Source organism: Umezawaea sp. (assembly GCF_036375055.1).
Lineage (GTDB): Bacteria > Actinomycetota > Actinomycetes > Mycobacteriales > Pseudonocardiaceae > Umezawaea.
The window spans coordinates 1-7540 of record NZ_DASUSQ010000059.1; the positions used below are offsets into that span (position 1 = coordinate 1).

General features: G+C 74.4%; 1 protein-coding gene. It reads left to right on the plus strand.

The window, feature by feature from the left end; all coding sequences use genetic code 11:
• The coding region (locus tag VFZ92_RS16645) for an SDR family NAD(P)-dependent oxidoreductase (protein ID WP_330876846.1) at positions 1-7540 on the plus strand (7540 nt) is incomplete at both ends.

Consider the following 7540-nt stretch of genomic DNA (forward strand, 5'->3'; position numbering starts at 1 on the left):
CGCTCCGGGTGCCGCCGAGCTGGTGGAGGAGCTGGACGTTCCCGTCGTGGTCGCCGCGTGCGACGTGGCCGACCGGGACGCGTTGAGGGCGCTGTTGGAGGAGTACCCGCCGAACGCCGTCGTGCACGCCGCGGGCGTCGACTCGCTGGTGGCGCTGGACGCGCAGGACGTCGCCGAGTTCCGCCGGGTCGTCGCGGCCAAGGTGGCGGGCGCGGCGAACCTGGACGAGCTGGTCGGCGAGGTCGACGCGTTCGTGCTGTTCTCCTCCATCGCCAGCACGTGGGGCAGTGGCGGGCAGGCCGCGTACGGCGCCGCGAACGCCTACCTGGACGGGCTGGCCGAGTCGCGCCGCGCCCGAGGCCTGACCGCGCTGTCGGTGGCCTGGGGCGCGTGGGCGGGCGCGGGCATGGCGACCGTCGAGGACGTCGAGGAGCACCTGCGGCTGCGCGGCGTCAAGGCGATGGCGCCCGAGTTGGCGCTGGCCGCGCTGCGCCGGGCCATCGCGCTGGACGACGGTCTGGTGACCGTCGCCGACGTCGACTGGTCGCGGTTCAGCCCCGTCTTCACCTCCGAGCGGCTCAGCCCGCTGCTGTCCGACCTCCCGCAGGCGCGCGACGCCCTCGCGGGCACCGCGTCGAGCGAGGCGGGCACCGGCCTCACGGCGCGGCTGACCGGCCTGGCCGAACCCGAGCAGCGGCACCTGGTGCTGGACCTCGTCCGCACGCACGCCGCCACCGTCCTCGGCCACTCCTCCGGTGACGCGATCGAGCCGAGCAAGGCGTTCAAGGAACTGGGTTTCGACTCGCTGACCGCCGTGGAGTTCCGCGGTGTGATCGCGACCGAGACCGGGCTCGCGCTGCCCGCGACGCTGGTGTTCGACTACCCGACGCCCGTCGCGCTCGCCGAGCACCTGCGCTCCGAACTGGTCGGCTCGCGCCCGGCGGCCCTCGCCGCCACCGCGACCGCGATCCCGGTGGACGAGCCGATCGCCATCGTGGCGATGGCGTGCCGCTTCCCCGGCGGGGTCGAGACGCCGGAACAGCTGTGGGACCTCGTGGTCGACGGCGTCGACACGGTCGGCGACTTCCCGACCGACCGCGGCTGGGACCTGGCGGGCCTCTACGACCCGGACCCCGACGCACCGGGCAAGTCCTACGCCCGCGAGGGCGCGTTCCTCTACGGCGCGGCGGAGTTCGACCCGAAGTTCTTCGGCATCTCGCCTCGGGAAGCACTGGCGATGGACCCGCAGCAGCGGTTGCTGCTGGAGACCTCGTGGGAGGTCTTCGAACGCGCGGGCATCGACCCGGACACCCTGCGGGGCGGGCAGGTCGGCGTCTTCGCGGGCAGCAACGGGCAGGACTACGGCACGCGGCTGCACTCGCTGCCCGCCGAGATCGAGGGCTACTTCGGCACCGGCAACGCGGCCAGCGTCGCGTCCGGCCGCATCTCCTACACGTTCGGCTTCGAGGGGCCGGCGGTCACGGTCGACACGGCGTGCTCGTCGTCGTTGGTGGCCCTGCACCTGGCGGTGCAGGCGCTGCGGTCCGGTGAGTGCTCGCTGGCGCTGGCGGGTGGCGTGACGATCATGTCGACGCCCGCCGCGTTCGTGGACTTCTCCCGCCAGCGCGGTCTGGCCGCCGACGGGCGCTGCAAGGCGTTCGCGGCCGGTGCCGACGGCACGGCGTGGGGCGAGGGCGTCGGCATGCTCCTGGTGGAGCGGCTGTCCGACGCCCAGCGCAACGGCCACCAGGTCCTCGCGGTGGTCCGGGGTTCCGCGATCAACCAGGACGGCGCGTCCAACGGTCTGACCGCCCCGAACGGCCCGTCGCAGCAGCGGGTGATCCGCACGGCGCTGGCCAACGCCGGTCTGTCCGCGTCGGACGTCGACGTGGTGGAGGCGCACGGCACCGGCACCGCGCTGGGCGACCCGATCGAGGCCCAGGCCCTGCTCGCGACCTACGGCCAGGACCGGGAAACCCCGCTGCTGCTCGGCTCGGTCAAGACGAACATCGGCCACACCCAGGCCGCCGCCGGTGTCGCCGCCGTGATCAAGGTGGTCATGGCGATGCGGCACGGCGTCGTGCCCAAGACCCTGCACGTCGACGCCCCCTCACCGCAGGTGGACTGGGCGGCCGGAGCGATCGACCTGGTCACCGACCGGGTCGACTGGCCCGAGGTCGACCGGCCGCGCCGAGCGGGCGTGTCGTCGTTCGGGTTCAGCGGCACCAACGCCCACGCGATCCTGGAGCAGGCGCCGGTCGTCGTGGAGCCGGTGACGGCCCGCACGACGCCCGCCGCGGTGCCGGTCGTGCTGTCGGCGAGGTCGCCGGAGGCGTTGCGGGCCCAGGCGTCCGCGCTTCTGGGGACCGACGCCGACCTGACCGACCTCGGCTTCTCCCTCGCCACCTCCCGGTCGCGCCTCACGCACCGGGCCGTCCTCGCGGTCTCCGACCTCGACGACCTGCGCCGCGAGCTGACCGCCGTCGAGGCCACCGAGGTCGTCGGCGGGCGGGTCGCGTTCCTGTTCACCGGCCAGGGTTCGCAGCGGGCCGGGATGGGCCGCGGCCTCTACGACGCGTTCCCCGTGTTCGCCGACGCGTTCGACGAGATCGCCGCGCTGGTCGACCTCCGCATCGACGACCAGGACACCCTGGACCGCACCGAGTTCGCCCAGCCCGCTCTGTTCGCGCTGGAGGTGGCGCTCTACCGGCTGGTCGAGTCGTGGGGCGTCCGCCCCGACTTCCTCGCCGGGCACTCCATCGGCGAGGTCGCCGCCGCCCACGTGGCCGGTGTGCTGTCCCTCGACGACGCCGCCACGCTGATCAGCGCCCGCGGCCGCCTGATGCAGGCGCTCCCGGCCGGTGGCGCGATGGTCGCGCTCCAGGCCACCGAGGCCGAGGTCACGCCCCATCTCACGGACCTGGTGTCCCTCGCGGCGGTCAACGGCCCCCGTTCCGTCGTGATCGCGGGCGACGAGGCCGAGGTCGAGCGGGTGCTCGCGCACTTCACCGACCGCAAGTCCAAGCGGCTGGCCGTCTCGCACGCGTTCCACTCGCCTCTCATGGACCCGATGCTCGACGAGTTCCGGGCCGTCGTCTCCACGCTCACCTTCCACGAGCCCAAGATCCCGCTGCTCGGTGATGTCACCGACCCGGAGTACTGGGTGCGGCACGTCCGCGGCACGGTCCGGTTCGCCGACGCGGTCACCACCCTGGAAGCGCAGGGCGTCAGGACGTTCCTGGAGCTGGGCCCCGACGGCGTGCTCACGGCGATGGGCGCGGAGAGCGCCACCGACGCGGTGCTGATCGCCGGCCTGCGCAGGGACCGCGACGAGGCCAAGACCCTGGTCGCGGCCGTCGGTGCCGCCCACGCCCGCGGTGTCGACGTGGACTGGGCCGCCTACTTCGCCGGGACAGGCGCGCGGCGGGTCGACCTGCCGACGTACCCGTTCCAGCGCGAGCGCTTCTGGCTCGACGGGGACGGGTCGGTCGGCGACGTCACGTCGGCCGGGCTCGGCTCGACCGGGCACCCGCTGCTGGGAGCGGTGCTGCGCACACCCGACGGCGGTGTCCTCGGCACGGCGCGGCTGTCCGTCGCCACGCACGCCTGGCTCGGCGACCACGTCGTGGCCGGTGCGGTCGTCGTGCCCGGCACGGCGCTGCTCGAACTGGCCATCCGCACGGGCGACGAGGTCGGCTGCGGGCACGTCGACGAACTGCTGCTCCAGGCACCGCTGGTGCTGCCCGAGGGCGGCGCGGTCAACGTCCACCTCCAACTCGACCCCGCCGACGCCTCCGGCCGACGCGGCATCACGGTGTCCGCGCAGCCGGACGGCGGCGAGTGGACCACCCACGCCGCGGGTGTGCTCACCGAGGCCGTCCGGACGCCCGACGTCGACCTCACCACCTGGCCGCCCGCCGCCGAGGCGGTGGACCTCGGCTGCACCTACGAGGACCTGGCCCGCGCCGGACTCGCCTACGGGCCGGTGTTCCAGGGCCTCAAGGCCGCGTGGCGCGACGGCGAGACCGTCTACGTCGAGGCCGAACTGCCCGAGTCGGAGCACCGGGTCGCCGCCGAGTTCGGCGCGCACCCGGCGCTGCTCGACTCGGTGCTGCACGGCATCGGCGCGGGCGGCGCGCAGTCCGCGTCCCTGCCGTTCTCCTGGGCGGACGTGACCCTGTTCGCGGCCGGGGCCTCGCGGCTGCGGGCCCGGATCACCGGCCGCGGCGACGCGGTGTCGGTCGACGTCGCCGACGGCGGGGGCAGCCCGGTCGCGCACGTCGGTTCGCTGGCGCTGCGGCCCATCTCCGGCGAGACGTTCGCCGCGAACACCGATTCGCTGTTCCGCCTCGACTGGGTGCCCGCTCCGGTCGCACCCGAGTCCACCGCGGACGACGCCACGGTGCTGGTCGTTCCGGACGGGACGCTCCGCGACGTCACCGGCCACGTCCTGGTGGAGATCCAGTCGTTCCTCGCCAGCGGTGACGGCACGCTCGTGCTGGTGACCGGCGACACGACCGGCCAGGCCGGGGTTCCCGGTCTGGTGCGGTCCGCGCAGCAGGAGCACCCCGACCGGATCGTGCTGGTGCACGCCGGTTCCCGCGCCGAGATCCACGCCGCCCTCCCGTCGGTCCTGGCGACCGGCGAACCCGAGGTGGCCCTCCGCGACGGCCGGGCGCTCGTGCCGAGGCTGGCGCGGGCGTCCGCCGACGCCGACCCGGTCGCGCTCGGCGGCACCGTGCTCATCACCGGCGGCACCGGCGGGCTCGGCGCCGCCCTGGCCCGGCACCTGGTCGCCGAGCACGGCGTCGGGCACCTGGTGCTCACGTCCCGCCGCGGCCCCGACGCGCCGGGCGCGGCCGACCTGGTCGCCGCCCTGGACGCGCGGGTCGACGTCGTGGCCTGCGACGTGTCCGACCGCGCCGCGCTGGAAGCGCTCCTGTCGACCATCCCCGACCTGACCGGTGTCGTGCACACCGCCGGGGTGCTGGACGACGGCATCCTGGAATCCCTGACCCCGCAACGCCTCGACGCGGTGTTCGCGCCGAAGGTCGACGCCGCCCACCACCTGCACGAGCTGACGCTGGACCGCGACCTGGCCGTGTTCGCCCTGTTCTCGTCGATCTCCGGCGTCCTCGGGTCGCCGGGCCAGGCCAACTACGCCGCCGCCAACACCGCGCTGGACGCGCTGGCCACCCACCGGCACTCCCTCGGCCTCCCGGCGGTGTCGCTGGCCTGGGGCCTGTGGGACCAGCACTCCGGCATGGGCGCGACGCTCTCCGAGGCCGACCTGGCCCGCATCGCCCGCTCCGGGATGCCCGCGCTGGGCATCGCCGAGGGCATGGAGCTGTTCGACCGCGCCCTCCGCGCGAGCACGCCGGTCCTGGTGCCCGCGAGGCTCGACCTCCCGGCCCTGAAGGCGACCGGCGAGGTGCAGCACGCGCTGCGCGGCCTGGTCCGCGTCCCGCGTCGGCGCACCGCAGCCGGAGCGTCCGGCTCGGCCGCCGCGCCGTGGGTCGCGCGACTGGCCGGACTCTCCTCCACCGACCAGGAGCGGCTGCTGGTCGACCTGGTCCGCGAGCGGGTCGCGGCCGTGCTCGGCTTCGGCTCGGCCGACGACATCAGTCCCGGCCGCGGTCTCGTCGAACTCGGCCTCGACTCGCTGTCCGCCGTGGAACTGCGCAACGCGCTCAGCGGCGCGACCGGCCTGCGGCTGCCCGCGACGCTGGTCTTCGACTACCCGACGGCCACCGCGCTCGGTGCTCACCTGCGCACCGAGCTGGTCGGTGACGACGAGGTGGCGGAGGAGTTCACCGCGGCCTCGGTCGGCACGGACGAGCCGATCGCGATCGTCGGCATGGCCTGCCGCTTCCCCGGTGGCGTCCGGTCGCCGGAGGACCTGTGGCGGCTGGTCGACAGCGGCACCGACGCCATCTCGTGGTTCCCGACGAACCGCGGCTGGGACGTCGAGGGCCTCTACGACCCGGACCCGGACGCGGTCGGCAAGACCTACACCCGCGAGGGCGGGTTCCTGCACGAGGCGGGCCAGTTCGACCCCGCGCTGTTCGGCATCTCGCCGCGCGAGGCGCTGGCGATGGACCCGCAGCAGCGGCTGATGCTGGAAACCTCCTGGGAGGCCGTCGAACGGGCGGGCATCGACGTGGCGTCGCTGCGCGGCAGCCGGACGGGTGTGTTCGCGGGCCTGATGTACCACGACTACGCCACCGGTCTCACCGAGATCCCGGAGGAGGTCAGCGGGTACGTCGGCACCGGCACGTCCGGCAGCGTCCTGTCCGGCCGCGTGTCCTACACGTTCGGCCTGGAAGGTCCGGCGGTCACGGTCGACACGGCGTGCTCGTCGTCGCTGGTGGCCCTGCACCTGGCGGTGCAGGCGCTGCGGTCCGGTGAGTGCTCTCTGGCGCTGGCCGGCGGCGCCACGGTGATGGCGACGCCCGAGACGTTCGTCGACTTCTCCCGCCAGCGCGGCCTGTCCGCCGACGGCCGCTCCAAGGCGTTCTCCGCATCCGCCGACGGCGTCGGCTGGGCCGAGGGTGTCGGCGTGCTGCTCGTCGAGCGGCTGTCCGACGCGCGGCGCAACGGCCACGAGGTACTGGCGGTCGTGCGGGGCTCGGCGGTCAACCAGGACGGCGCGTCCAGCACGCTCACCGCGCCCAACGGTCCGTCGCAGCAGCGGGTCATCAAGCAGGCCCTGGCGAACGCCGGTCTGTCCACGTCGGACATCGACGTCATCGAGGCGCACGGCACCGGCACCAAGCTCGGCGACCCCATCGAGGCCCAGGCGGTGCTGGCCACCTACGGCCAGGACCGCGACAGGCCCGTGCTGATGGGCGCGCTGAAGTCGAACGTCGGCCACACCCAGGCCGCCGCCGGTGTCGGCGGGGTCATCAAGATGGTCGAGGCCATCCGCCGCGGCATCGCCCCCAGGACCCTGCACGCCGACGAGCCCTCGCCGCACGTCGACTGGACCGCCGGGTCGGTGGAACTGCTGACCGAGGCGACGCCGTGGCCCGAGACCGGGCGTCCGCGCCGGGCCGCCGTGTCCGCGTTCGGCATCGGCGGCACCAACGCCCACACGATCATCGAGCAGGCTCCCGAAGCCGCGAACAGCGGCTTCGGGGGTCGCCGGGACGCCGGGACGCCGGAACGTCGGCCGCTCGCCGCGGTGCCGGTGGTGCTGTCCGGTAAGACGGCCGCCGCCGTGCGGGCACAGGCCGATCGGCTCCTCGCCGCGCTGGACCCGTCGGTCGAGCCGGCGGACCTCGGGTTCTCCTCGGTGACGACCCGGACCCTGCTGGACCACCGTGCCGTGGTGGTCGCCACCGACCACGACGACCTGCGCAAGGGCCTCGAAGGTCTGACGACCGGGTCCGTCGTCGGTGGCCGGTTGGCGTTCCTGTTCACCGGTCAGGGTTCGCAGCGGGTCGGGATGGGTCGTGAGCTGTACGAGGCGTTCCCGGTGTTCGCGGAGGCGTTCGACGCGGTGGCGGCGCTGGTGGAGGTGCGGGACGACTGCCTGGAC